Origin of the sequence: Desulfogranum marinum (genome assembly GCF_963675105.2) — a bacterium.
GTDB lineage: Bacteria > Desulfobacterota > Desulfobulbia > Desulfobulbales > Desulfobulbaceae > Desulfogranum > Desulfogranum marinum.
The window spans coordinates 1,309,841-1,334,564 of record NZ_CAXXRO010000002.1; the positions used below are offsets into that span (position 1 = coordinate 1,309,841).

Sequence of the window (24,724 nt, forward strand, 5' to 3'; positions counted from 1 at the left end):
TAGTGTCTGTTATTTATCCTGAAACTTAAACAATAACCAATAGAACGAGATGCACAAGACGAGTCGAATCCTTTCCGTGAAGATGACGGCAAAGAGGAGAAACTGCGGGAATACTAAAAGACGAATCGATCTATAAATTAACGCCGCCCTTCAATACTCAGATAATTAAGAGTGGTATGAACCGTAAAAAGGGGAAACAACAGCGCCATAAAAAAGATATTGATCAATGGAATGATACTGACAACCGCAGGTAGCAAGCCAAGGCGAAAAGCCTGATTCCGGTGTTTTTTGATCCAACCTATTTTCTGCCCCAGTTTCCAGCGATAGCGCGACGATGGGAAATCAATAAACATCAGGGCGGAATAAAAAACATACAAAAGGAAGGCACTTGCCTGGCCTATGACAGGAAGAAAATTTAGCAGCAGAGCAACAATGGTTACCACAATACCGACCATTGCAATCTTTACGCCCTCAATCAGATCAATGCACATCCCGATAAGTGTCATGGATGCCTCTCCTTCCCTGGCCTGACCGGTAAAACGATTTCCGGCAAGAAAACTCAAAAAAACATAGCCAGGCGTGGTCAGGCAGTAGGCCAACAGAAAGGCTAAATAAAAGGCTATCACACGGGAAACGATTAAAAAAAGCCACCGCAATGCGCTCCACCCCCACACCAGCGGCCAACTCCAGAAATGATCGGGCTCAGGCGGGTGAGCAAAAAAATCACCGGTCAGCGAATCAATGAAGGCGAGACTTTCGTAAGTGCCCAGCCAGGTGAGCAACCCTGTAGCCACTACCAGCATCATGCTGACACTCAGTACCTTGGGATAGCGGAAAATAAAACGGAGAGAATAGCCAAGGGATACCCATGGCGTGGCGTATGAGCGGGATTGAGATGTACGGCCCTGCATAATATATCAAAAAAATCGTACTTATAAGATCTGTTTGAGAAACAACTTGGTACGTTCGGATTCAGGATTAATAAAAAAGTGCTCGGGCGAACCTTTTTCCATTATTCTCCCCGCATCCATAAACAGCACCTCGTCGGCTACTTCTCTGGCAAAACCCATTTCATGGGTGACAACCGCCATGGTCATGCCTTCCTTGGCCAGAGTTTTCATTACATCCAACACTTCACCTATCATTTCCGGGTCCAGGGCAGATGTGGGTTCGTCAAAAAGCAGAACCTTAGGTTCCATGGCCAGGGAACGGGCAATGGCTACCCGCTGCTGTTGCCCCCCTGAAAGTTGCGCAGGATACACACCAGCCTTGTCACGGATACCGACCTTGTTGAGCAGCGACATCCCGATGGACACAGCTTCTTTTTTCGATCGCTTACGCACAACCTGCTGAGCAATAGTCAGATTTTCAATCACCGTTTTGTGGGGAAACAGGTTAAAAGACTGAAACACCATTCCTACTTCTTCACGGACTTTATTAATATCTGTTTTCGGCGATAGGATATCAACCCCATCAATAAAAATATGTCCGGAATCGGGGTATTCCAATCGGTTCAGACAGCGAAGAAAAGTTGATTTACCAGACCCTGACGGTCCAATAACAACAACGACCTGCCCTTGCTCAATGGTATGGGTAACATCGTACAGCGCCTGTATCTCTTCAGGGGCGTAAAAAGTTTTAAATATATTTTTGACTTCTATCATTGTAAATTTCTACCCTCGGGAGAGTGGTTATTGTACGGATTTACGCTCCAGATACTGAACAAACATGGAAAAGGCAAATGTCAGCACCAGATAAAGAATTGCACATAAAAACCACAGTTCAAAGGGCTGCAAACTACTGGTTACGGCTTCCCTGGTAGCCTTGGTCAGATCGCGAATGGCAATAACCCCCAGCAATGAGGAATCCTTAATCATGCTGATAAACTGCCCGGCAAGAGGCGGCAGAATTCTTCGAAATGCCTGTGGCAATATAATGTGACGCATGGCCCGATACTTGGACATTCCCAGTGAGCGGGCGGCCTCCACCTGGCCGGGATGAATAGATTGGATACCAGCCCGCACAATCTCTGCCACATAGGCCCCGGCAAAAATGGCAAGGGAGGCCACCCCGAACCACAGCGGTGAAATCTGACCAAGGCCTATATTTGCCAACATTGAATTTATCAGAGTACCCAGTACAAAATACCAGATAAAAATTTGAACCAGCAACGGTGAGCCACGGATCAGTTCAATATAGGTAATTGCCGACATCCGCAATGCAGGATTCTGAGAAATCCGTGCAAGCCCGGTAAGCAGGCCCAGGATTACTCCAAAAACAATGGCAATAGAACTAACCTTTAAGGTTACCCACAGCCCGACGAGTAATAGGCCTGCCTGCCACTTGGTTTCCCGACCCAGCACGTCACCCATAAAGACAGTATCGTTTTCATTGACGACAATACCGCCGGCAGGGACAGTGTATGATTCAGTGAACTCATCTTCTCCGGACACTTCGATCTGGGCAGTCTCACCATTGAGCGTTATACTACTAACAACCCCTTCAATTTCGGTCCGAATATCAATCTGTTCTTCGTAGTAAAAATATTTTGGAATCCTGTTCCATCGCCAGACATAATCAACCTGCAGGGTAGCAGCATAGAGCCCGGCAAGGCTACCAATGACTATAACGACAAAAACGCTGTACCAAAACAGATTATACTTCCGGGTTTGCTGAGCACGTGCTGATGAGTCAAACATGAAAGATACCGCAGGAAAAAAGGAAACCGGGAAAGAGAATCTCTCCCGGTAAAAAAAAAGACTTACTGCATATTTTTACGCCATTCAGTGCTTTCAAACCATTTATGATACAGCTTCTGGTAACGGCCGTCATTTTTGATCTGATGCATGAAATTATTCAGGTAGTTGATAAAATCGGGGTCACCCTTACGAATACCCCAGGCAAGCGGTTCAAAAGTAAACGGCTCTTTAATCAGGAACAGTTTGTCGCCCCCCTGTTCTGCGGTAAAGATAGAAGTAAAGGGCAAATCATAAATCATGGCATCTGCTTTACCGTTCAGGACTTCGAGCGCGGCATCGGTTTCAGTCTCAAACGATTTGTAGTTAGCCTTGGGCAGATACCGTTTTGCTGCCATCTCGCCGGTGGTTCCCAGCTTGGAAACAATCGTAAATGCCGGATCGTTCAAGTCACGGTAACTCTTCACCTTACCCTGATGCTTGCTGTTGATCATAGGAGTCTGGCCGATAACAATGAAGGGTTCCACAAAATTAATCTTCAGATTACGTTCCTGGGTTACAGTCATACCTGCAGTGATAATGTCGATTTTATCAGTCAGCAAGGCTGGAATAATACCGTCAAAAGCCATATTGACAGGCACATACTTCACGCCCATTGACTTGGCAAGCTCACGGGCAAGATCAATTTCAAATCCAATAAATTTTCCGTTTTTATCGGTCATTTCAAATGGCATGTAACCCGAGTCAATCCCACATCGCAGTTCCCCGCGCTTTAAAATGGATTCAATGGTAGATTTGCCGGCAAGGTCTATATCAGCAGCTGTCGCATTCATCACCATTGCAACAACACCGAGTAAAGCCAGTGCGACAAGCCTCATTCCCTGTTTCATCATTTTCTCCTTTGCAGATACATTTAATTTTCAGGCTCTTACAGCTCTTTTATCCTTCAGCCGTACTTCCCTTCGGTCAAAATTTCTTTTAGCACCATTTCAATTCGACAATACTGACAGACAGGCATCGTCTCTTTAGGGAAATAGACTATCTGAGTTTGACGACATTTCGGGCACACAACTTCAACGGCTTTTTGCCGCTCTTCTTTTGCTTTTCTTGTCATTCACGATCTCCACGTCGAAAAGAAAGGCCTGTTATAGTCGCAACACACAATCCAGGCAAGAAATTCCTATCACAAAATGGACTCTGTTTCATTCACTCTTTTCAAAACGAAACGTAACTTTTCAGCCAATAACAAAAAACCTCGCCTTCCCTTCGAGTTGTAACGCTTCAACGGTGCTCCAGATGCGCACAAACAGGCTGGATAACTTTAATAGCAAGGCTTATGTTTTCCTGCTTGTTCGTGCGCAGAGGTAAGAACAGATTTCGTAGGTTACTGTTAAATAGCTACAAAGCAGCCATACAAATGGGATGAAGGAGACTTCCCTACAGCATGTATCTTTTTCCCGCCGAACCGGCGGAAAGAAGCTCATCAGCCTTGATAGGTGCAGCTGACAAGGTCAGAAAGAGTGTACCTGATCTGCCCGGCTGTGAGTTCTCCGAGGATGGTGTCCAATTGTTGTTTGTCTGCAAACGAGATCCACGTTGTCTCTTGTTCTTGCTGCACAAGAATCCCTTTATCCTGCAGGGCGTCCACCGCTTTTGAGAGTTCACTTACAACAAGACCCAACACAGAAAAATCATTCATATAAAAATGAGGGAACGAGATCACCTTGTTAAAATCAGAGCCTTTTTCAACAATACGAAGCATACCCATTTTTTTTCCCTGGAGAATATTCTCCGTTAAAAGTTACCGTGAAAAAATGCCAACCCAGAACCGATTGCCCTAAACAGATACGGGTATAAATATGAATCTGGAGGACAGTATTCCATCCTTTGGCAATAGCAATTTGCTGGAACGACAAAGCAACAAAAGTACCATCACACTGACTGGCAGCATTTTTTTATATTTGCTCGACCAACCAATAAGTACATGGTAACAATTACAATTATGATAAAATCACAACAGCAATTAAGCACTTAAAACTCATTTTAATATACACACAAAAAAAAATCTTGCTTGCTTCTGCCTGCTTAAAACAAGAATTTTTCTCAAAACCGTAGGCCCGATGAGCAATATAATTCAATAAGAATTGCAAGCCGGCTCCATAAGAGGAAAAGAATGCACCCATTCCATACTAAAAAACGTCTAAGCATTAAAGCAATCATGGGGTTACTGGTTGTACTCTCCCTGACGGTCTTTTCCCTCTTTGCTTTCTTTTATCAACGACATGTGATTGCTTACCAAATCGACCAGTTAAAAAACCATGCCACGGTTGTCAGCACATCGCTGTGGTCCTATGAATCGCAGGCCCCAAAAGCATATCTAATGCTGGCTGTCAAAGCAAACAGGTACGAGCACGCAACCATATTTGACGAACAGGACCAGGTGTTTTTACACATTGACGGAGAACCCTATACACAAATCGAAAACTTATTTTTAGCCCTTGGTCTCCTCCGTACTTACCAACTGAAAGAACCCATCACCTTTAACGGTACCACCATTGGCCACATTAATGTCAAGTTGGTGTGCAGATCAATTTACCCGTTTTTATATATTCTCTTCTGTTTACTGCTCTTTTTAACGGCCATCTGGTTGTTTCTCACCGTGCTTGATGCAAAAGCAATGCTTGAACAACGGGTTCTAGCACGAACTGCCAAATTGGAACAAGAAGTACACGAACGAAAAAAAGCCGAAGAAAAACTCCGCCTTCAGGCACAGCACCTCTCCATGCACGTGCAGCATACCCCGCTTGCAGTTATTGAGTGGAACCTCGATTTTCAAATCGTTGAATGGAATAAAGCCGCAGAGGTAATCTTTGGTTTTTCACGCGATGAGGCAATGGGCAAAACGCCTTTTGAGTTGCTCGTTCCTGAAGAAGAAAAGGAACAACTATCTATTTTATGGAAAAAAATAAGCAACCAGAAAGGTAGTATACGGCAGATAAATACCAATCTGACCAAAGACAAAAAAATTAAAACCTGCGAATGGTTCAACACCCCGCTTTTAAACAGTCAAGGCGATTTCGTCGGCGTTGCCTCCCTGGCTCTGGATATAACAGACCGAATAAAAGCAGAACAAACAAACAAGATGCTCCGGGAACAACTGCTTCAGTCACAAAAGATGGAAGCCATAGGCAATCTTGCAGGGGGCATTTCCCATGATTTCAACAATCTGCTCCAGGGAATATCAGGTTATACCCAGCTCATGCTCACTACCTGCGATCCAACCAGCAAAAATTATTCACACCTCCAAGGTATTCTCCAAGCCTGTGAACGGGCAGCTGATCTGATCAGGCAACTTCTGACCTTAAGCAGAAAAGTAGAAAGTGCCCTGGGTCCGCTTAATCTCAATGAGCAAGTCACGCAGGTCCGAACCATTCTTGACCATACCATCCCCAAGATGATTGATATCAAGATAGACCTTGCTCCGACCCTGCATACGATTAACGCTGATCCGATCCAGATTGAACAAATCATCCTCAATATGGCTATTAATGCCCATCAAGCCATGCCGGATGGAGGTACACTTTCCATTTCCACGGCAAACACTTGTCTGGATGCTGCTTTTTGCGCAAAGCACCTTCAAGCAACCCAGGGGCCAAATGTAATGCTGAAAATTGCCGACAACGGCCCTGGTATGGATCAAGCTATCCTGGAGAGAATTTTTGAGCCTTTTTTTACAACCAAAGAAGTTGGACAGGGCACAGGCCTCGGGTTGTCGACAGTTTATGGCATTATACAATCACATGGAGCATATATTCAGTGCGTTAGCAGCCCCGGCAAAGGGACCGAGTTCACCATTTATTTTCCAGCCATTGTCCGCCAACATGAGCGCCCGAAACAGCCACAAAAAGAAGATGTTGATTTGGGTGGAGATGAAACCGTCTTGATCGTTGATGATGAGGCCATTGTTCGAGAAATAGCGGCTGAGATACTCACCACCCATGGATACGCAACTCTTCTTGCCGAGAGCGGGGAAGAGGCCATCCGCATTTATGCTGCCAATAAAAACACAATCGATATTGTAATCATGGATTTAAACATGCCTGGCATGGGAGGATTCAATTCCATCCGTAAGCTAAAGGCATTAGACCCGAATGTGTGTATTCTGGTGGCTAGCGGTTACATCCCGACTGAAAGCGTCAAGCGGGCAACCGAGCTTGGTGCGGATGGTTTTATCTCTAAGCCGTTTCAAATGATAAATCTGCTGAAAAAAACACGCAAAACTCTAGCGATTGCCAAGCAAACCACAACATAAGAGCAGAGTATTTCTCTAACGTGTCCGACTGGATTTAAGGTTGACCTCTCCCCCCCTTTCCTCTATCATCAGCGACCATTATATCCTATGTAACTTCAGCACCCGTCCACCTGCGCAGTATCAGGATGGAAGCTATAACATTTTATCGCTATCCAGCCTCCTTGTGCGCATCAGGAACTTTGCGGGACAGTTACAGGTTCAGGTGACAGTAAGGGTATTTGTTATTCGCTCAACCGTTACCATTCCGTTTACATTTTCACCTAAAATTAAGGAGTCGCTATGCTTAAGAAATCAGGGTTGTTTCTTCTTTTTGTTGCCATGAGCATGATTATCCCCAGTACGATTCTGGCGGCGAACGGCTACAAAAAAGAATACAAGATGAGTGTTGTTGTCGGCCCAAAACTTCCTTGGGGTGCCGGTGCTACAAAGTTTGCCGATCTGGTTCGCGAACGTACTGATGGCCGAATTAATATCAAAGTGTACACTTCTTCCTCGCTCATGGCCGGTAAACAGACCAATGAATTCCTGATTCACCGTCAGGGTGTGGCGGAATTTTGCTTTGCGTCCACCATCAACTGGTCTACCACCATAAAACCACTCAACCTTTTCAACCTCCCTTTCTTCTTTCCTGACTACAAAGCACTGGATGCCGTCACAGGCGGAGAGGTGGGTGCCGAAATTGCAAATCTCCTCCACGATAAAGGGGTTACGCTGCTTGCCTGGGGCGAAAACGGTTTTCGTGAATTAACCAACTCCAAGGGCCCTGTCAGCAAGCCGGAAGATCTGCATGGGATGAAGGTACGTGTAGTCGGTACACCGATCTTTATCGATACAATGAAAGCGCTCGGTGCCAACCCGGTCAACATGAACTGGGGTGATGCCCAGGTAGCGTTTCAACAAGGCGTTGTCGATGGTCAGGAGAATCCGGTGGTAGCCATCGAGATCCCGGTAAAAATCTGGCAATTCCATAAATACGCAACCATCTGGCGCTACGTTATTGACCCACTGATGTTTACCGTTAACAACAAGGTGTTGGCAAGTTTCACCCCGGAAGACCAGGAAATTATCCGCCAAGCTGCCATTGAAGCAGGGGCCGAGCAACGGGCCATCGTTCGCAAGGGGCTGATCGCCCCCGATTTGAGCGCTCTTGAAACACTACGCAGCAATGGCATGGAAGTTGTCGTACTTAACCAGCAGGAACGTATGGCCTTTCGTGAAAAAACCAAACCAGTATACGACAAGTGGGTCAGCAAGATAGGAAAAGACCTGGTTGCTACAGCTGAAAAGGCGATTGAGGCTTCGCAAAAATAAATGATGCATACACGTTTACGCTGGATAGCCGAGCACCTGGAAGAGGTGCTCGGTGCTTCGTTACTGGCCGGAATGGCATGTTTGGCCTTTGCCAACGTTGTGACCCGCTACATTTTTGAATACCCCCTGGCTTTTACCGAGGAGCTGGAAATTAACGCCCTGGTATGGTTAACCCTCTTCGGCACGTCCAGTGCTTTTCGGAGACGGCGTCATCTACGTATGCTTTTTTTCCAGGAAAAACTCCCACGTTCCGTCAGACGCCGGCTTAATTTTGTGATCGGTTTAGCAGGAGCCAGCCTGTTTGCTTTCCTAGGCTATCTTGGTTACAAACAACTACTTGATGAGCGGTTGCTTGAAATCACCTCTGAATCGCTTGGCCTTCCTCAATGGTGGTATACAGCATGTATTCCCATCGGTTGCAGCTTGATAGTTTACCGGATAGTGGTGGCGGCTGTTGCAGATTTTCGGGAGCAAAAATAATGGGTATCCTGCTCTTTGTCGGATTTTTTGCGTTATTGCTTGCCGGTGCGCCCATAGCTATTTCCATTGCCATGCCGACCTTTCTGGTCATTTGGGCAGCAGATCTCGGCACCCCGGTTATTGCCCCCAATTTTTTTGCAGGCATTGCCAAATTTCCCCTGCTGGCCATACCCCTTTTTATACTTGCCGGCTTTATCCTTGAGCGTTGCGGTATTTCCCAGCGTATCATCCATTTCGCCAATTTGCTGGTAGGGAGAAGAAAAGGTGGATTGGCCATTGTGGCCATTGCCGTGTGCGTGTTCTTTGGCGGTGTTTCCGGTTCCGGCCCGGCTGATTCAGCAGCCATAGGGGCTATTCTTATCCCGGCCATGTATGCCCAGGGGTATAGCCGTGGTTACAGTGCGGCACTCATCGCAGCTGCAGGCTCAACAGCCATTATCGTTCCCCCTTCCATCGCCCTGATCATCTACGGCGCTATCACCAATACCTCGGTGCCCGCCCTCTTTGCTGCCGGGGCTGTTCCCGGTTTCCTCGCCGGTCTTTCGTTGCTGATTCCAGCTGTATGGGTAGCACGAAAAAAGGGATATGGTGCGGTAAAAGAGACAAGGGAAGAAAAACCAAGTTTACTCAAAGCCTTTCGAGAGGCGTTTTGGGGATTGCTGGCACCGATTATTATTCTCGGCGGCCTGTACGGAGGTATTTTTACCCCCACTGAGGCGGCTGTGGTCGCCGTATTTTACAGCTTACTGCTAGGATTTGTTATTTATCGCACCCTGACGCTTCAATCTGCCTACACCATTCTGGTTGAGGCATCTGAAGCCTCTGCCATTGTTATGCTTATTGTCGCTTTTGCCGGTCTTTTTTCCTGGGCCGGCTCTACTGTAGGTATCCTGGATACCTTTGCCGGAATGCTGATGGGCATCAGTGAGAATGAATGGGTGGTCCTGATCCTGATTAATCTCCTGATCTTTATCGGCGGCATGCTGATCGATGCCATCTCGATTTTCTACATTTTCCTCCCCATCTTCATGCCGATTATTGCCCACTTTGGATGGGATCCCGTCTGGTTTGGGGTGGTCATGACGCTGAATCTTGCCATTGGCCAGTTTACACCGCCGGTTGCGGTCAACCTTTACGTTACAACCCAACTGGCTAACATCCGAATAGAGAATACTTTCAAGGCTGTGATTCCCATGGTACTGGCAATGATCCTTGCCCTGGTGGCAGTGGTCCTCTTTCCAGATCTGTCCCTGTTCATTCCCAGGTTCTTTGACTTGATGTAAATATCTTGCTGATGATTTTGTGGAAAATAGGGCTTTCCGCCCTGATGGTATTGGGTATTACCTGGATTGCCGAGCGCCTGTCGCCTCGATTTGCTGGAGTCTTGCTCGGCTTTCCCCTGGGAATGGGATTATCTCTGTTTTTCATCGGACTGGAGCAAGGGACCTTGTTTGCGTCCCAGAGCGCTCTCTGGTCTATCCAGGGAGTCGTTGCCGCCGTGGTATTTTGCCTGGTGTACAGTAATACCGCTGCAATGAGTGCGACTCTCTCCCGTCTGCTTAATATTACCCTGTCAATCCTGACCAGTCTCTCCGCCTATTTTGCAACCGCCTTTATGATAATGCAGGGAATACCATCCGAAATGTGGCTACGACACCTGCTGGTATTACTGACGCTGGCTGTAACAGCTGTTTTATTTCGCTTTTCTGCTTCCGGGGTTAAAAAAAGGAAAATACAATTAACTCCTTTGATTCTCTGTTACCGAGCCTTTGCCGCTGCCGCTATTATCCTGCTTGTAACCGGCACAGCTGCAATAGTTGGCCCCGGGTGGTCAGGCTTGTTTTCCGCTTTTCCGACCACCATTCTCCCCACTGCGGTCATCCTGCACATCCGCTATGGTCCCACAGTGATGGGCCCTCTTTTTCGTGAACTGCCGCAAGGCATGCTGGCCCTGATTCTTTTTGCATGCTGCATTCACTTGCTTTATCCACTCACCGGGGTGTACACAGGAATTTTCTTGTCGTATCTGGCCTCTGCCTGCTACTTGTTACTCTACGAAACATTTCTCCGGCAACGGCTGAACCAAATCCTGGCTAAAATAACGACGGTTCCTTATTCACCACTAATTAAGAAGTAGTGCTGCAAGTTTTTTCTTCTCTTTTGCGTGTTTTTTTGCCAAGCCCTTCATTGCCCTTGCCACATCAGCCTGACCCTGTAATCTTTCAGCAGCCTTTTGATAATAGCATACGGAACGTTCCGCCAACGCCTCCGCCTTTGCTGCAAGTTGGGCTAGCGCCGGAGCGGATCCATCTTCAACCTTCACCTGATATGCATCCCGCTCAAACCCTTCTATTGCCGCCAGTACCATCTCCGATACATTTTCCCGCCTCACTCGCTGTACTTCAGCAACTCTTTTTTTGGCGCTCTTTGCCAGAGCTTCAAACAAAGCACGGTGTTGGTCACAGTCAGGATTACCAGATGCCTGGGATAAAAATTTCAAATGCTGTTTTTCTATTTCCTCAGCAAAGCCGAGGATACTGCCAAAATTAACAAGGGGCATAGCTACCTCTTAACGACTTAATAATGTGTTATTATATTTTGCCTTTTTCTTACAAAAAAGGGGACTGATCTTCTTCTATCGCTAGATGAAACAAGGGGGAGGTTCATGTTCACCAATAGACATGAACAAAATCAGTCCCCTTAACACTCACAAGAGAAATGGAACATTCTTCCCTGTTAGAAATACCTTTCAATCACGACCTTGGTATCGGTAAAAAATTGAAAAATCTCCCTTCCATGCCCTTTGATATCACCAAACATGGAATTGCCTGAGCCACCAAAAGGGAAAAAGCTCATTGGAGCAGCAATGCCGATATTGACCCCTATCATGCCCGGGGCTGCCTTATACCGCATTTCACGAACTGCTTTTGCATTCTGGGTGTAGATACAGGCAGCATTGGCAAAGTTACGGGTATTGACCAATTGTATGACATCATCCAAGGTCTCGGAGCGAATGATGCTCACCACCGGACCAAAGATTTCCTCCCTGGCAATGGTCATGTCCGGGGTCACATTATCAAAGATAGTAGGCCCTACAAAAAACCCGTCAGGATACCCAGCCACACTAAAATTCCGACCGTCAAGAATCAGGTCGGCACCCTCAGCTACTCCCTTTTCTATGTATGCTACAACCCGCTCTTGATGCGCCTTGCTCACTACCGGTCCCATGGCTACGCTTTCATCCAACCCATCACCGACCTTCATTGCCTTGGTAGCGGCGACAAACTTATCGACAAAAGCATCAGCCCCCTCGCCCACAGGAGAGAGAATGGAACCAGACAGGCAACGTTGCCCGGCACAGCCGAAAAAGGAAGTAATCAGCGAAGGCATGCCTGCTTGAACGTCGGCATCAGGCATGACTGCTACAATATTTTTCGCGCCACCCAATGACTGGACTCTTTTCCCGGTAGCGCCACATCGTTCATAGATATATTTGGCGGTGGGGGTGGAACCAACAAAAGAAACCCCCTCAATATCCTCATGCTCAAGAATGGCGTTGACCACATCCCTGGACCCATTCACCATGTTGACCACACCCTCTGGAAATCCGACATCATCGATCACCTCAAAGATGCGATTCTGGGTCATGGGCACCTGCTCTGATGGTTTCAGCACAAAGGTATTGCCCGTCACCAATGCATAGGGAAGAAACCACCAGGGTACCATGGCCGGAAAATTATAAGGGGCTATACAGGCAAAAACGCCCATTGGCTGCCGATAAAGGGAGGAATCAACTCCCTGGGCAATGTCTTCCAGGCAGTAACCGGTCATCATGGTGGTAACTCCCGTTGCATGCTCAATATTTTCAATCATGCGCCGAACTTCACCCCTGGATTCATCAATAGCCTTTCCTTGCTCTATGGTGAGGACACGGGCTATTTCTTCAAACTCTTCTTCAAAGGCATCCTTCAAACGAAAAAGATACCTGGCACGAGCCAGGGGTGGCGTCTCTCTCCATTCTGGAAAAGCATCAACCGCTGCTTGTACAGCCATATTCACGTCTTGAGCGTTTCCATAAGGGACTGAGGCAATTTGTTCTCCCAGAGCCGGATTGGAAACAGTACCAAAAACATCGGTGGTTGAATCCACCCAGTCGCCATTAATATAATTCTGCATTACCCTGATACTCATTGTCACTTCTCCTTACTCCTGACTATGGCCTTGTAAACGGCCTGAATAAACTCGCCCAACACTACTGGTTTGTTTTTTTATTTAAACCGCTGTTGCAAGATACTCTGCAAAGGTCTTTTCAATGGCCTTTTTCACGGCAGCCACAATCTCGTCAATCTCCTCCTCAATCACTGTCAGGCAAGGAACAAAATAGAGGGTTGTATTCAACCCGGGGAGACTTGAGTTGGTACGACCGACAATCACCTTTTCCGCCAGAATATTGGCCATCAGCTGCCCCATCTGCGCTTCGCTTACCGGATTTTTATCCTTCTTATCCAGCACCAATTCAAGACCGCTGAAAAGGCCAATACCTCTTACATCACCGACAACAGGCAAGTTGGTTAATGCCTGAAGTTTTTCCAACAGCAGGACTCCCATTTTCCGGCTGTTTTCGACAAGACATTCATCTTCAATAATTCTGGTGCTCTCCAATGCGGCAGCCATAGGCGCGGTACAGCCACCATAGGTGCTAATATCACGGAAAAAGTTTGTCTGTTCTTCCGGGTTGTTGGGATCATTGAGAAACATGTCGTATATTTCCTGCTTCACCACAGTGGCTGAGAGTGCCTCATAGGAACTTGCCAGCCCCTTGGCCATGGTCACGATATCAGGATCCACATCAAAATGGTCATGGCCCCAAAACTTACCGGTCCTGCCGAAACCGCATACCACCTCATCCATGATGAGCCACACGCCATATTTTTTGCAGATATCCTGGACAATGGGAAAGTACTCTTTGACCGGCATAATAATACCACCGCCGGCGGTGATTGGTTCAACCACGAAACCGCCTACAGAATCAGCACCCTCTTTCAAGATCACCTCTTCCACCGCCCGTGCACAATCGATATTGCACTCAGGATAGGTTTTGTCAAAAGGGCATCGATAACACAAACAATGCGGAACCTCGGCAAATCCCTCAACAAACGGACCAAACCCTTTTTTACGCTCAAACTGCCCGCCTGCACTCATAGTTGCCACAGTTGTTCCGTGATAGTCGCGATCCCGATACAGGATTTTGTATTTGCCTTTGCGCGACGAAATAATATTAGAGGCCAGGCGTACCATTTTAAACGCCTTTTCATTGGCCTCGGATCCGGAATTGGAAAAATAGACCTTGTCCAGCCTGGGGAGGAGTTCAAGAAGTTTAGCAGCAAACCTGATGGAGGGGATATTACCGTAAGCACCTGCAAAGTAAGGCATTACCTTCAACTGCTCATACACTGCCCTGGCAATGGATTCGCGTCCGTAGCCGACCATGACGCTCCACACCCCGCCGGAGGTGGCATCTAAAAATTCATTGCCCCGGATATCTTTAATCTTTAACCCATCCCCTTCCACCACAATCATCTGCTCCCCGTTTTCAAAGCAGGTGTGAGATTTGAGATGGTGCCACAGACTGTTTTTATCGTGGGAAACCATCTCTTCAACATCATAGTCGTTTACATCTATTGGTGATGTCATGGCTTTTTCCTTATTGCTAAACGTTAACCTACCGGTTCGATGACAGTATTATTTCTCAGATTACCGGCCGGAGGGCATTTTGTACCAACCAGGAATTCTTCGATAAACCTTAACAGTAAAGCTGAAAAACAATGTTATTCGTATTTCCATGTACTCTAAAAGACGAAACGCCCAATGTCAAGCACGCTAATTACGTTATTCGAATTTTGAGCATAAAAAAGAACTACAATCCCTTAAAAAAATATATCTATTTGCTGCTTTGCATTGCCACAACCCAATTTATCCGTTAGAAATAGTATTCCAGTCCCATCTTCCAAATCGGCCGGCAGCTTTTTTCCGTTGCAGCGTATAAAGCCAAACACCCCTCCTTAAGAAGGAGAAAGACAAGAGGATCCATGAAAAAAGCAGATAAACCGCTTGATCGCACTGACTGTGAAATTATCAGCCTACTCCAGCAAGATGGTCGGATTTCTAATATCGATATCGCGAAAAAAACCAATATATCAGAAGGAACTGTCAGGAGTCGGCTCAGCAGGCTGATCAAAAACGAGATCATCCAGATAGTAGCAGTGAGCAATCCCATTAAATTAGGATTTACAATTGTGGGCCATCTGAGAATACATACGGAACCAGCCTTTACCGACGAGATAGCACGTCACCTGAAAACCATTGACAGGCTCTGGTTTATTGTAGCCACCACCGGCGGCAACACCGGCATTGATGCTGAATTTATCGCTAAGGACCTTGAGGAATTCAATGAAGCCATCCTCGATAAGATCAATCGGATTAAAGGCGTAATCAAGGTCGAAACCACCCTGACCCTTGAGTTTTTGAAAAGGAAATACGACTGGGGGACAGCAAACAGCGAAGGCTAAGAAAGAAAAACAGACTACGGTTTCTTTTGCCCAATTTTATATTTCCGTATATATACACCCTCCAGTTGACAGACCACCTTTAAAAATTCGTTATTCTGCCGACCTTTTTCCCGGCACCCACAAAGATCTCCGAAAAAATCTGCATGGAATGCCATGTACTCTTTCAGCTTGATTTCATCCGGTCAGGAGGACCGCCATGTCTCAACCCAAAACTGTTTCCCTGTTCATCCAGTGCCTTGTTGACTCCATGTTCCCGGAAGTGGGCGAGGCCATGGTCAACCTCTTCGATCGCCTGTGCATACCGATTACTTACCCGGCAGATCAAACATGCTGTGGACAGCCTGCATTTAACAGTGGTTATCGTAAACAAGCTGCTGAAGCAGCAGCCCACTTCCTGAATGTGTTTGCCGATGCTGAAGTTATTGTCTGCCCGTCAGGCTCTTGTGTGCACATGGTCCGCCATCACTATCCTCTGCTTTTTGAGGACGACCCGGCCATGCTTCAACGTGCGCAGCAGACAGCTGCGAAAACCTTTGAACTCTCAGAATACCTGGTGGATATTTTAGGCATCACAGACACGGGCTCCACCTACGCGGGTACAGTGACGTATCATGATTCCTGCCACCTTTCCAGGGAGCTTGGCATCAAAGAACAACCCCGACAACTCCTGCGAAATATCAGCGGTCTGCATTTTGTAGAAATGAACGATTCCGAAAAATGCTGCGGGTTTGGGGGCACCTTTTCCGTGAACTATCCTGAGATATCGACAGCCATGGTGGACGACAAGCTGGATGCAATCCTTGCAAGCGGTGCCGATACGGTCACCGGCTGTGATATCAGTTGTCTGATGAATATCAAGGGACGGGCATCAAGACGGGGAGAAAAGCTGCAGGTACTGCATATTGCGCAACTGCTTGAACCCGTTCATGGAGGATCCCATGAGTAAGCAATCTGAACGGGCATCGTACACCGACCTTGCCCACCAGGGGCTCAAGAATGCCCCTCTGCAAAAGGGCCTGCGAGGCATTCAGCAACGATATGGCCAAGGAGCCTTGCACATATGGGACTCTTTTGCAGATCCCAGCCTACGAAAAAGAGTTAAAACAAAAAGAGAATCCACCCTCGCTCACCTCGATATTGTTTTGGAAGAACTGACAAAAAACATCGAACAACGGGGCGGCAATGTCTTTTTTGCCCCTACGGCCCAGGATGCGGTGAACTATGTGCTTGATCTCGCTTCAAAAAAAGAGGTACAGCGGGTTGTCAAAGGAAAATCGATGACTTCGGCAGAGATCGGAATGGATGAGGCCTTGGAACAGGCGGGAATCAAGGTGGTCGAAACAGATCTGGGAGAATATATTGTTCAACTCAACCAGGATACAGCCTCCCATATTATCGCTCCCTGTATCCATCTTGACCGAAAGCAGATCGGCCGTCTTTTTCACGAAAAACTGGACATTCCCTACACCGATGATCCACCAACCCTGACCCAGGAGGCCAGAAAAGCCCTGCGCAAAGAGCTCCTTTCTGCAGACATGGGCATAACCGGCTGCAACATTGCCTGCGCAGAAACCGGGCACATATCGCTGGTCTCCAACGAAGGAAACATCCGCATGGCGACAACCATGCCCAAAATCCATGTAGCGTTGATGGGAATGGAACGGGTGGCAGCCACTTTGGACGAACATGCATCCCTGTTACAACTCCTGACCCGGGGGGCTGCCCTGCAGAAGTTATCGACCTATGTCAGTTTCCAGGGAGGTCCGAGCGAAAAAGGTTCCCCTGACGGGCCGGAGGAATTTCACCTGGTGATTATCGACAACGGCCGCTCCAAGATTCTTGCTGACTCAGACTTCAAAGAGGTGTTGTCCTGCATTCGTTGCGGGGCCTGCCTCAACATCTGTCCCGTCTACGGACGCATTGGCGGCCATGCCTACAACTCACCGTACAGCGGGCCCATAGGAGCAGTCATCACCCCACTGCTCCACGGAATAAACAACCATGCAGATCTGTGCAAGGGAGAGACCTTGTGCGGTGCCTGCAAAGAAGTGTGTCCTGTGGAGAATGATCTCCCCCGGATGCTCTCTGTCCTTCGCCATAAGCTGGCTTACGGTGATCCACAATGGAATGTTACCCCGCATAACAAAAGCGAGCATCGTTTTTTCCGCCTCTGGAGCAGGTTGGTCCGAACGCCAAAACTATATCACCTCCTGATCAGGCTGAGCGGAGTACTACAGCGCCCCTTTCTAAGCAGAGACAACATGGTCTCCAAGCTACCAGGCAAATTCCATGGTTGGACCACCACAAGGGACCTGCCTCCGATTGCCGAATCTTCTTTCAGGCAAAAATGGCTACAAAACAAGATAGCTTCCAAGAACGTTGTCCGTAAGGGGCAAAAGGATTAGCATGAACAACCACGAAATGTTTTTCAACAAACTACATTCCATCTGCAGCCAAAATCAAGGACAAAGAACAGCGGCAACTTTTGCTGAACTGGCTGAGGCACACAAACAAATTGCCTGCCCGGTGACCGACAGCAGCGAGCCTATACAGCAAGACGTGGTTGCTCTTTTCCAGCACAACGCGATTCCACTCAACCTACATGTGCACCGCTGCTCCGATTGGCAGGACGCGGCTGCAACCATCGCAGCCATTGCCCAACAAGCCAGCCTGGAGTTCACCACACAAAAGGAAATTATCGCCCACGACCACCCGGATCTTCGACAGTTGGACCTGGGACCACTGCTTGCCAAACAGCGGATTCCATTCCATCTGACTAGCGGGAACGGGGCCGAGATACAAAAAAATACTCGCAACAGTTTCATCGGCATCACTATAGCTGATTGGGGGGTGGCAGAGTCAGCTACCCTGATTCAACTCACGACTGAGGGGCGCCCAAGATCCACCTCCCTGGTTCCCTCCATCCACATTGGCGTGTTACCGATAAACAGACTGCTCGCAACCCTGGAGCAGGCCTATGCCATGCTCATGAATATACCCTTGCCGGACTCTTTTGTATTTATCTCGGGTCCGTCCAAGACCGCAGACATCGAGGCCCACATGGTACACGGTGCCCACGGCCCCAAGGAAATGCATACCATCCTGGTTGATACGGAGGGAAAAGCAGTGTAATATATGGTCTTAACCTCAAAGGAGTCGCTGCTATGAGCTTTCCCCTTCGAATGGTTTTACACATTTTCCTGCTTTACACTTTTCTTTCCTGTACGATATGGAGTACGTCTTCACGTGCTGCCGACTCCTCCTCCCAGGCTCTTACCATTCTTGAACATGCCATAGACCACTGGCGAGGCACCAGCTCCATTGCCACCTTTTCCCTTACCATCCATCGCCCCGACTTTGAACGTACAATGCGCATGAAAGGCTGGACAAAGGGGCGACAGAACGGCCTTTTTTTTGTCCTGGAACCTCCCAAAGACGCCGGCAACGGCACCCTTAAAAAGGGTCGGGAAATGTGGACCTACAATCCCAAAATCAACAGGGTCATCAAATTGCCGCCCTCGATGATGAGTCAATCCTGGATGGGATCGGATTTCTCCAACAATGATCTTGCCAAATCCGACAGTGTGCTCGACGAATACACCCACCGCATTATTAGCGAGGAAATCATCAACGGCCTTACCCATTATACCATAGAGGCCACTGCCAAAGAGGAAGCGCCTGTGGTGTGGGGCAAGCAGGAATTACTGGTACGCGAAGACGATATCCTACTCCGTCAATCGTTCTATGACGAAGATATGGTCTTGGTGAAGGAGATGATCGGCAGCGATATTATCTCACTCGACGACCGACTTTTTCCACGACGCTGGGAGATACGCCGGGCAGACAAGGCAGATCATTACACCCGGCTCGAATACCGTGATATTGTTTTTGATGTGGACATCAGCGACACCACCTTCTCCCTGATGAGCCTTAAACAAAAAGGACGCTAAAGATGGGTGACATGATCCTGGCCTGGCGCAATGTGTGGCGCAACCCGAGAAGGTCGCTGCTGACCATTCTTGCCATCGTCTTTGCCGCCGTCCTCCTCGTCTTCATGCTCTCGTTTCAGTTCGGCTCCTACGAGGATATGATCAATGCAACCGTGCGACAAAGCACGGGCCACCTGCAAGTGCAGTCACCTGGCTATCATGATCGCCAGGAAATGCACCTTGTGGTTGCCGACGCTCAACACCTTGTCGCTGAGATAGAGCCCATTAACGGGGTAAACAACGTAGCCCTCCGTTCTGAGGCCTTTGCCCTGATGTCTGGGGAAAAGCGAAGCAGGGGAACAACCATTTTCGGCATCCAGCCGGAAAAAGAGAAAAAGGTCACCACCCTGCCCAGGCAAATCAAACAAGGACGATACCTTCAAAAGGGTGATCATGGCGTTGCCTTGATCGGCTCTCTGCTTGCCAAACGGCTCCAACTGACCATCGGCGACGAATGCACCATGCTTGGTCAAGGTAAGGACGGCTCCATTGCCGCAGCCCTGTTTACCATCATCGGCATCTACACAACCGGTGTTGATGCCGTTGACCGGGCAACAGTTCACATCACCTTTGCTGACTTTAACCACATCTTTTTCATGGAAAAAGCTGCACACCGGGTCATCATCACCGCCGAGCACCTTGCAGACATTACTCCCATTACCCAGGCCCTGCAAAGCAACCCAGCTTTCCGTTCGCTCACCATCCTCACCTGGGACAAGCTGGCACCAGGCCTCAGGCAATCCATGGAGCTTGATTTAATCAGCGGCATTATCATGTATATCATCTTGGTGGTGGTGGTTGCCTTTAGCGTGCTGAACACTTTTTTCATGGCTTTTTTTGAACGAACCAGAGAGTTCGGCGTTCTTCTTTCCATTGGTGCCAGGCCGGCTCGTCTGGTACGAATGATCCTGACGGAATCAATGCTCCTGACCTTCACCGGTATTGCGCTCGGCACGTTGATCGGTATAGGTCTCACCGTGTATTTCAGCCACCAGGGTATCAGCTTTGGAGATGGTGGTGAACTCCTGGCCCAATATGGATTTGAAGATCGTTTTTACCCCCGGCTTTCATGGATATCCGCCTGCCTTGGCCCTGCCCTCCTGCTGATCATCACATTTTTCACAGCGCTTATTCCGGCACTGAAAGTACCTGGCCTGAAACCGGTGGATGCGCTCAGGTCCTGTTAGATACAATGTTTAGAGGAGATATATGTACATAATCCTGGCCTGGAGAAATCTCTGGAGAAACCGACGCAGGACCTTAATCATCCTCACTGCGGTGATCATCGGCATCAGCAGCATGATCGTCATGGCAGCCTTTTCCAGAGGCACTGTCCAGGGCATGGTTTCTAATTCCATCAATAACCTGGTAGGGCATATAAAAATTGAGCATCAGCAACACCCTGCTGACCCGGCGATAGAACATCGTATTATTACCCCGGAAAAGCTACTCCGTCAGATTACAGCAATGCTGCCGTCGGGATCAAGAGTTGTGCAACGCATTCGCGCCGACGCCATGCTCAGCACCAGCAGAGAACATGTTGGCCTGGTGCTGGTGGGGATTGATCCTGATTTGGAACAGGGCGTTTCATTCATCGGCAGACCGCCGGCGCAGGGCACGCTGTTTGGCAACCAAAACCAAGGCGGTATTATCGTCGGCCGCAGCTTGCTCAAAAAAATAAACGGTAAACTGGGGCAAAAGGTGGTGATCACCTGCCAGGGGGCTGACGGCACCAATATTGCCAAAGCTTTTCGCATACAAGGCGTTTTTGCCGCCGAGCTTGAAAGTACCGAACGAGCCTTTGCCTTTGTGCAGCTCCATACCATGCAACAAATGCTTGGTGTAGGCAACGACATTACTGAAATAGCTATCCAGTTGCCTGACAATAACGGTAACCCGCCTGTTGACCTGGCAGCCACCACAGCTTTTCTCCAGGCAAATGTGAGCGACAAACAGCTCCTTGCCAGGAACTGGCGACAAATGCTTCCCGCAATCAGCAGCTACCTTGAAATGTTTGATGGCTTTATGCTGATTTGGTATCTTATCGTGTTCCTGGCTATGGCCTTTGGCCTGGTAAACACCATGCTCATGGCAGTTTACGAGCGGATGCGGGAGTTTGGCCTGCTACAGGCCCTTGGCATGCGACCGGGATGCATCATCAAGATGGTTATGAGCGAGCTGTTGCTGCTGCTCACCATTGGTTGCAGCATTTCCAGTGTAGCGGCCTTCATAACCGTACACTTTTTTTTCTCTTCCGGTATTGATCTCGCAATTTTCGCAGAAGGAGCAGAATTCTGGGGTATCAGCAGAATAATTTACCCATTGCTGACGTCTTGGGACATTATTGCCGCCAACAGTGTGGTGTTGTTGCTGGGCATGTTCACCGGCCTGTATCCAGCACTTCGGGCTACAAAATTTTCACCGGTACAAACCATGCGGCACGTATGAGCCTGTTGTTTTACTGCCTTTTCGCCCAATCTCTCGGAGTCTATCGCTTACCTCGTTATGATGAAAAAATAATCCTCGGAATATCAAATATATGCCTGTGGTTATTTTTTCATCATGCCTCGACCTTGAACGAAAATTCTAGTAAATCAACAGACTCATTTATAAGCACGCTTCCGGAACATTCACCACAGGAATCATTTAATGGCGATTGTAACAGTCAACAATGTCAGTAGGATTTACCATCAGGGAAAAACCGAATTCAAAGCCCTTGATGATGTTTCCCTGACCATTAACAAAGGAGAGTTTACAGCCCTTGCCGGCCCTTCAGGGAGCGGAAAAACCACCCTGCTCAACCTTATAGGCGGCATAGATACAGCTGACAAGGGAACCATCCTTCTCGACGGACAAGATCTCAGCAGTTTGAAAAAAGGCGAGCTTGCCGACCTGCGTCTCCAGGACATTGGTTTTGTCTTTCAGTCCTTTAACCTGATACCGGTATTAACCGCCGCTGAAAACGTTGAATACATCCTCCGCTTGCAAAAAATCCCCTCATCCATACGCAGACAAAAAGTAAAAGCCATTCTCGCAGATGTAGGGCTTGCCGACAAGGCCGACCAGCGTCCCAGCGAGCTTTCCGGTGGACAGCAGCAGCGGATTGCGGTAGCCAGAGCAGTGGTTGCCTCCCCTGCCATCGTTCTGGCAGATGAGCCGACCGCCAACCTGGATTCGGTAACCGGGCAAAAACTGCTTGACCTGATGCAGCAAATGAACACCGACAAGCAGGTAACCTTTGTTTTTGCAACCCATGACAAGATGGTCATGGACTATGCGCGCAGGGTTATCACCCTGAAAGATGGCCGCATTGCAGATGACATCCGCAAGTAATTTGCTGCTGCCGGCAATCGGCCTGGTATTGCTGCCCCTGACTGCATTGCCTTTCAACGCCTGGGCGGAGCTTACCTGGCAAGGACAATTACGAGCTCAAGGAGTTGCCTCTTTGCGGGATGGAGAGGACGCTCTTTCCCAAAACGAGGACCAACACTCCTTTATTGATGGAGCTCTGGACGGCAGGCTCAATCTGCAGTACCAGGCAACGCCCTCTTTCTTTATGGAATGTAGTTATGAGGCCGCCATAGGGGGCGGGCAGACCAGACGTGCTCTCCAGGCACTGGACGCACCTTCTGGTTCGCCCTTTTCCACGGCCTCATCTTATCCCGACGACAGTCGTCAGCTGTTTTCTTTAACCGGTCTTCTCAAAGAAGACAGCGATGTTATTGCCTACCACCGACTGGACCGCTTGTTTGCAGTGCTACAAACAGATATTGGCAGTTTTTCATTGGGCAGGCAAGCACTTACCTGGGGAAACGGCATGCTGTTTAATCCTGCTGACCTGGTCAACCCTTTTGCTCCGTCCGACATTATCCGTGACTATAAAGTCGGCAGTGATATGGCTCTTTATCAGGTAACCACGAACCGCATAAACGACGTCCAGCTTGCCGTTGTTCCCCGGCGGGACGAAGAGACCGGAGAAGTTGAGACCAGTACGTCTACGGCTGGGGTAAAACTCAAGTTTACTGCTTTAGAAAACGATATAGACCTGTATCTCATGCGCAATTATGAGGATACTGTTTATGGCCTGGGAATAAATCGCTTCCTGGGCAGTGCCCTGTTCCGTTCGGATATTATCGTGACCGATGCAGGCGACCAGGCAGGCACCTATCTATCGGCGGTAGCCAACCTGGATTATTCGTGGACCTGGGCCTCAAAAAACTGGTACGGTCTGCTGGAAATCTATTACAATGGCCTGGGCCATGATACCCCACAGGAAGCATTCCAGGATCCAGCGACCCTGGAGCGTCTTGCTCGTGGCGATCTTTTTGCCACTGGTCGTTGGTACATCGACGGCATGCTCCAATATGAGGTACACCCTCTGATACACCTTTATGCCTCAGCAATAGTCAACCTGGATGACACCTCTTTTCTGCTGCAGCCCAGAGTTGACTGGAGCATTACCTCGTCCCTGCAACTGCTTGGCGGGTGCAACATCCCAGTTGGGAGTGCAAACAGTGAATATGGCTCCATTACCCTTGACGATTCTCAAATTACCACAAGCCGTCCGACCCAACTCTACCTGATCCTTACCTGGTATTTCTAAGCAATGGTCGTTACAGTAGCAGACAGTCTTTTTCGTTCCTTTTGATAGACCCTTCACAACGAGTGAGCACTATGACAATGATACCTCTGGTAGGCTTCATCGGCTGGCATAATTCAGGAAAAACAACTTTGGCAAGCAAGGTGGTTAAACACCTCACCACTCGTGGACTTGCGGTTGGTGTTATAAAATCGACCAAAGACATTGGGATCGCCTCCGACACTCCCGGCACGGATACCCATACGTATGCAATGGCAGGAGCTGCCGGTGTTGCCTTGGCTGCTCCGGATCAACTGGTAGTACGTACGGCAAAACCTGATCTTAATCTCCATGTCCTGGCTGGAATCTATTTCAGCTCAATGGATATTGTGATCGTCGAAGGCTTCAAACACACCTCTCCTGTACCCAAAATTGAGGTGCACCGACAAGGGAATGATTTCCTCTATTCCCAGGTGGACAATGTCATCGCCCTGGTCGGTGATGCCCAGGTGCAAGGCATCCTTCACTTTGATGCTGACCAGAGTGAAGAATTGGCAACCATGATTGAAGAAAGATTCTGCAAGCAAAACCCAAAAATCACCAACCAATGTAGAGTAACACTTGCCGGCAAAGAAGTTGAATTACCGCCGGCCCTGGAACAGGCCATCCTCCAGTCTCTGTTTGGCTGGGCTCAGGCAAACGACCTAATGTGGCAAGAGGAAAAAACTCATATCAATATAGAAGTTTCCTGATCTAAAAAAGTGAAAAAGCCAATGCCGCCAAAAGAC

24 protein-coding genes are annotated in these 24,724 nt (G+C 48.3%); 15 read left to right on the top strand and 9 right to left on the bottom strand.

Annotation, left to right across the window (positions count from 1 at the left end; all coding sequences use genetic code 11):
- Window positions 1-137: 137 nt before the first annotated feature.
- From ACHZCY_RS06625 to ACHZCY_RS06650, 6 genes are all read right to left on the bottom strand, one after another.
- A complete protein-coding gene (locus ACHZCY_RS06625) occupies window positions 138-911 on the bottom strand; it encodes an EI24 domain-containing protein (RefSeq protein WP_205221798.1) in 774 nt (257 codons plus the stop codon).
- A 21-nt stretch (window positions 912-932) separates the two neighbouring features.
- A complete protein-coding gene (locus ACHZCY_RS06630) occupies window positions 933-1,664 on the bottom strand; it encodes an amino acid ABC transporter ATP-binding protein (protein ID WP_205221799.1) in 732 nt (243 codons plus the stop codon).
- Window positions 1,665-1,691: 27 nt separating this feature from the next.
- A complete protein-coding gene (locus ACHZCY_RS06635; RefSeq protein WP_319548266.1) occupies window positions 1,692-2,699 on the bottom strand; it encodes an amino acid ABC transporter permease in 1,008 nt (335 codons plus the stop codon).
- Between the two features lie 62 nt (window positions 2,700-2,761).
- The gene (locus ACHZCY_RS06640; protein WP_394713370.1) at window positions 2,762-3,586 is read right to left on the bottom strand and encodes a transporter substrate-binding domain-containing protein; all 825 of its coding nucleotides are present in this window, start codon (window positions 3,584-3,586) and stop codon (window positions 2,762-2,764) included.
- A 56-nt stretch (window positions 3,587-3,642) separates the two neighbouring features.
- Window positions 3,643-3,810, bottom strand: coding sequence for a hypothetical protein (locus tag ACHZCY_RS06645; RefSeq protein WP_205221802.1), 168 nt, complete (start codon window positions 3,808-3,810; stop codon window positions 3,643-3,645).
- A gap of 369 nt (window positions 3,811-4,179) precedes the next feature.
- On the bottom strand, window positions 4,180-4,464 hold the full coding sequence (locus tag ACHZCY_RS06650; protein ID WP_319548268.1) for a hypothetical protein: 285 nt from the start codon (window positions 4,462-4,464) through the stop codon (window positions 4,180-4,182).
- Window positions 4,465-4,869: 405 nt separating this feature from the next.
- Here ACHZCY_RS06650 and ACHZCY_RS06655 point away from each other — a divergent pair, with 405 nt between their 5' ends.
- From ACHZCY_RS06655 to ACHZCY_RS06675, 5 genes are all read left to right on the top strand, one after another.
- Entirely contained in the window at window positions 4,870-7,008 is a 2,139-nt protein-coding gene (locus tag ACHZCY_RS06655; protein ID WP_319548269.1) for a hybrid sensor histidine kinase/response regulator, read from the top strand.
- 279 nt (window positions 7,009-7,287) lie between these two features.
- Window positions 7,288-8,319, top strand: a complete 1,032-nt coding sequence (locus ACHZCY_RS06660) for a DctP family TRAP transporter solute-binding subunit (protein ID WP_205221805.1) — start codon at window positions 7,288-7,290, stop codon at window positions 8,317-8,319.
- On the top strand, window positions 8,320-8,799 hold the full coding sequence (locus ACHZCY_RS06665; RefSeq protein ID WP_205221806.1) for a TRAP transporter small permease: 480 nt from the start codon (window positions 8,320-8,322) through the stop codon (window positions 8,797-8,799). It abuts the gene before it with no gap.
- On the top strand, window positions 8,799-10,082 hold the full coding sequence (locus tag ACHZCY_RS06670) for a TRAP transporter large permease (protein ID WP_319548270.1): 1,284 nt from the start codon (window positions 8,799-8,801) through the stop codon (window positions 10,080-10,082). The genes ACHZCY_RS06665 and ACHZCY_RS06670 overlap by 1 nt, the downstream gene beginning before the upstream one ends.
- Before the next feature lie 11 nt (window positions 10,083-10,093).
- Complete coding sequence (locus ACHZCY_RS06675; RefSeq protein WP_319548271.1) at window positions 10,094-10,936, top strand: hypothetical protein; 843 nt, start codon at window positions 10,094-10,096, stop codon at window positions 10,934-10,936.
- On the opposite strand, the gene ACHZCY_RS06680 is transcribed toward ACHZCY_RS06675, so the two are convergent.
- The 3 genes from ACHZCY_RS06680 to ACHZCY_RS06690 form a co-directional block, all read right to left on the bottom strand.
- Complete coding sequence (locus ACHZCY_RS06680; RefSeq protein ID WP_319548272.1) at window positions 10,922-11,359, bottom strand: hypothetical protein; 438 nt, start codon at window positions 11,357-11,359, stop codon at window positions 10,922-10,924. The two genes, ACHZCY_RS06675 and ACHZCY_RS06680, sit on opposite strands and share 15 nt — an antisense overlap.
- Before the next feature lie 176 nt (window positions 11,360-11,535).
- Window positions 11,536-12,990: a CoA-acylating methylmalonate-semialdehyde dehydrogenase gene (locus tag ACHZCY_RS06685; RefSeq protein ID WP_319548273.1), complete on the bottom strand. Its 1,455-nt coding sequence runs from the start codon at window positions 12,988-12,990 to the stop codon at window positions 11,536-11,538.
- Between the two features lie 81 nt (window positions 12,991-13,071).
- On the bottom strand, window positions 13,072-14,493 hold the full coding sequence (locus tag ACHZCY_RS06690; RefSeq protein WP_319548274.1) for an aminotransferase family protein: 1,422 nt from the start codon (window positions 14,491-14,493) through the stop codon (window positions 13,072-13,074).
- 395 nt (window positions 14,494-14,888) lie between these two features.
- Between ACHZCY_RS06690 and ACHZCY_RS06695 the strand changes: the two genes are divergently transcribed.
- The 10 genes from ACHZCY_RS06695 to mobB all read left to right on the top strand — a co-directional run bounded on the left by ACHZCY_RS06695 (window position 14,889) and on the right by mobB (window position 24,688).
- Complete coding sequence (locus tag ACHZCY_RS06695; protein WP_319548275.1) at window positions 14,889-15,368, top strand: Lrp/AsnC family transcriptional regulator; 480 nt, start codon at window positions 14,889-14,891, stop codon at window positions 15,366-15,368.
- A 196-nt stretch (window positions 15,369-15,564) separates the two neighbouring features.
- Entirely contained in the window at window positions 15,565-16,314 is a 750-nt protein-coding gene (locus ACHZCY_RS06700; protein WP_319548276.1) for a (Fe-S)-binding protein, read from the top strand.
- Complete coding sequence (locus ACHZCY_RS06705; RefSeq protein ID WP_319548277.1) at window positions 16,307-17,773, top strand: LutB/LldF family L-lactate oxidation iron-sulfur protein; 1,467 nt, start codon at window positions 16,307-16,309, stop codon at window positions 17,771-17,773. The genes ACHZCY_RS06700 and ACHZCY_RS06705 overlap by 8 nt, the downstream gene beginning before the upstream one ends.
- Window position 17,774: 1 nt before the next feature.
- The gene (locus tag ACHZCY_RS06710) at window positions 17,775-18,500 is read left to right on the top strand and encodes a LutC/YkgG family protein (protein ID WP_319548278.1); all 726 of its coding nucleotides are present in this window, start codon (window positions 17,775-17,777) and stop codon (window positions 18,498-18,500) included.
- Between the two features lie 32 nt (window positions 18,501-18,532).
- Window positions 18,533-19,318 carry an outer membrane lipoprotein-sorting protein gene (locus tag ACHZCY_RS06715; protein ID WP_319548279.1) on the top strand — a complete coding sequence of 262 codons (786 nt, stop codon included), beginning with the start codon at window positions 18,533-18,535 and terminating at the stop codon, window positions 19,316-19,318.
- Between the two features lie 2 nt (window positions 19,319-19,320).
- The gene (locus ACHZCY_RS06720) at window positions 19,321-20,544 is read left to right on the top strand and encodes an ABC transporter permease (RefSeq protein ID WP_319548280.1); all 1,224 of its coding nucleotides are present in this window, start codon (window positions 19,321-19,323) and stop codon (window positions 20,542-20,544) included.
- A gap of 22 nt (window positions 20,545-20,566) precedes the next feature.
- Window positions 20,567-21,805, top strand: a complete 1,239-nt coding sequence (locus tag ACHZCY_RS06725; RefSeq protein ID WP_319548281.1) for an ABC transporter permease — start codon at window positions 20,567-20,569, stop codon at window positions 21,803-21,805.
- A gap of 201 nt (window positions 21,806-22,006) precedes the next feature.
- A complete protein-coding gene (locus ACHZCY_RS06730) occupies window positions 22,007-22,690 on the top strand; it encodes an ABC transporter ATP-binding protein (protein WP_205221819.1) in 684 nt (227 codons plus the stop codon).
- Window positions 22,674-23,960 carry a hypothetical protein gene (locus ACHZCY_RS06735; RefSeq protein ID WP_319548282.1) on the top strand — a complete coding sequence of 429 codons (1,287 nt, stop codon included), beginning with the start codon at window positions 22,674-22,676 and terminating at the stop codon, window positions 23,958-23,960. The genes ACHZCY_RS06730 and ACHZCY_RS06735 overlap by 17 nt, the downstream gene beginning before the upstream one ends.
- A 71-nt stretch (window positions 23,961-24,031) precedes the next feature.
- Complete coding sequence (mobB, locus tag ACHZCY_RS06740) at window positions 24,032-24,688, top strand: molybdopterin-guanine dinucleotide biosynthesis protein B (RefSeq protein WP_319548283.1); 657 nt, start codon at window positions 24,032-24,034, stop codon at window positions 24,686-24,688.
- Window positions 24,689-24,724 lie beyond the last annotated feature (36 nt).